Below are 2179 nucleotides of genomic sequence, written 5' to 3'. Positions count from 1 at the left end.
TTTAGTGCAAAACTCTAAATCTCTCTCAAGTCTTTCAGTATAGATCAACAACTCTTTCAGATAATCTATAAAGTGCAAACTCTTAGGCGGTCTTTCTGGCTTAATGATATTACACTTGGTGGGGATATAAACCTTTTGATAGATAACGCGGGGGGTGCAAGCGGTGAGTAACAAGGTTAGGGTAAGGGCGGTGGTGAGTTTAAGGGGTGTTATGGTAACATTTCTTTTGGAGTTTAGTAACAGAGTCTCGTTACTAGTAAAGCCTTGAGAGTGGATAATCTTTAAGGCTTCTCCTTCGCCTTGTTATCTTGATAGGCGGTTATAATCCATTTGTTTTTAGTTGGTTTGCCCATCCAATTACTTTTAAGCCCTACTTTGTATAAGCGTTTTCCTTCGTGCCATATAATCGTAGCTCTTTGGTTTTCTTGCATAACTAGTTTTCCATTTTTCACTATTTCCTCCAACCCTCTACCCAACTTCTCAAGTGCACTATTCCCCTCAAATGGGCTAAAGTCATCAAGGTGTTTTTCTACAATCTTAGTTTTCATTCCACACATCTAAAGTCATCTAACACCCAACGCCCCGTATCTAGTTTATCGCTGTGTTGGGTGTATTTGACTTGCGCCTGCAATTTGTAGACTTTGTTATTATGAGTGTAGGGTGTTTCAAATACCGCTGTAATGTTATTGACTTTCTTTAATGCTCCATTTTCTAGGGCTTGATTGATCAAGTGGGCTAGAAAGTTATTTTTATCATTGGCTTTTCTTAGATCGCTTATATTGACATTTTCATCAATACTTTTAAACTGCTTTTGAATCATAGGGTTTTTATTAGCTTCTTGTCTAATTTTGATTAGGCCTGAATTCTGGTTGCCTGTGAATAGATCAATAAAGCCTATATCTTTATTGTAATAAGCCCTAGCTATTTGGCGCGGTAGTTCTATTCCCATTAATGCTTCTAATGCTTGGTGGCTTCTTGAGCTATGGCTGGCATTTTTTGCGATCTGTCTTAATAATTCACTTTGTTTATCTAGCTTATAGGTGTAGCCCTCCACATTTTTACCTAAACTTTCATTGATTCTATTAGATTCGCCTACAAAGGGTAATTTTAAGTCTTGTGGGCTGTTTAATCGTTCTGTTGCTGTTAATGGTTTTGGTGTTGGATCATTTGAATTAGTGATTGTAAGTTTACCATTATTGACATCTACTACTTGGGTTTTAGGTTCTACTTTTTGTACTACAAATTCTTTTGAATCCTTGTATAAAACTTGCGCGCCTTTTTGAATGGCATTTTCTATCGCATCCTGTGATATATATTGGATTGTATGCCCTTCTTTTGGTTTTATCAAGGCGTGATTAAAGCCATCACCAATTATATAGTCATCGGCTTGTTTTATGATGATGTATGGGTTTTGTAATTTTTTGATAATGTTTGGGTTTGCGTATAATGTGCGCTGGCTTATTTGAATAGGTGTTTCTATTAAGCGGCTAATTTCAGGTTTAAATGGCACTTTTACAAATTGATCGTCGGGTTTGCCCCCATATTTTGCCCATTCCTTATAAAATTTCTTTTTCTCATTTTCTAATAATGTTTGCCGTGCCTGTTGGCTTAACTTAGGTTTATATTTAGGGTTTAGCGCGTTCCATTTAGGTTCTATTGGGGGTTGTGGGGCATCGCTCTTGGTTTGATTTTCTTTTAGAAGTGTGTTATTATCAGAGTCGCCCTTCTTGGCAAGATGCCCATGCTGAGACTCCTTGATCTTGGAGCTAGTGGATTGGCCGAAAGTCTCTACGGGGGGCAATTTTTGCTCATAAGCTGTTTGACTTTTAAGGGGTGGGGTGGTAGATTTACCCCTAGCGTTTAAGGGCAGAGTCTCGCCCTTTGTAAAGGAGTCAGAGTTGCGACCTTGACTCTTGCTCGCTAGACTTCTAGAGTTATCATAGGCCGTTACTATCCACCGGTTGTTGCCATGCTTAATACCCCCTTCATTCCAACCCTCATTTAAGCCTACTTTATAGCCGTTGTATAAAATGTTGTATCCATTGTGGGTTTTCACCACCTCCCCCTCTCTTACTATTTCCTCCAACCCATTCCCCAACTTCTCATAAGCGTTATTCCCCTCAAACCCTTTAAAATCATCAAGGTGTTTTTCTATAATCTTAGCTAGTCCATGCCCTTT

1 protein-coding gene and 1 pseudogene are annotated in these 2179 nt (G+C 38.7%); both read right to left on the bottom strand.

Going from position 1 to position 2179, the window contains the following annotated elements; genetic code table 11:
- Positions 1–281: 281 nt before the first annotated feature.
- On the bottom strand, positions 282–548 hold the full coding sequence (locus G6Q06_RS08275; protein ID WP_163566296.1) for a hypothetical protein: 267 nt from the start codon (positions 546–548) through the stop codon (positions 282–284).
- Positions 545–2179: pseudogene (locus G6Q06_RS08270) on the bottom strand (hypothetical protein); the annotation flags it as partial. The gene G6Q06_RS08275 and the pseudogene G6Q06_RS08270, both read right to left, overlap by 4 nt.

Source organism: Helicobacter suis, from assembly GCF_902196135.1.
GTDB classification, from domain to species: Bacteria; Campylobacterota; Campylobacteria; order Campylobacterales; family Helicobacteraceae; genus Helicobacter; species Helicobacter suis_A.
The sequence above is the reverse complement of the archived record's forward strand: the minus strand, read 5'-3'. Positions and strand labels throughout refer to the sequence as shown.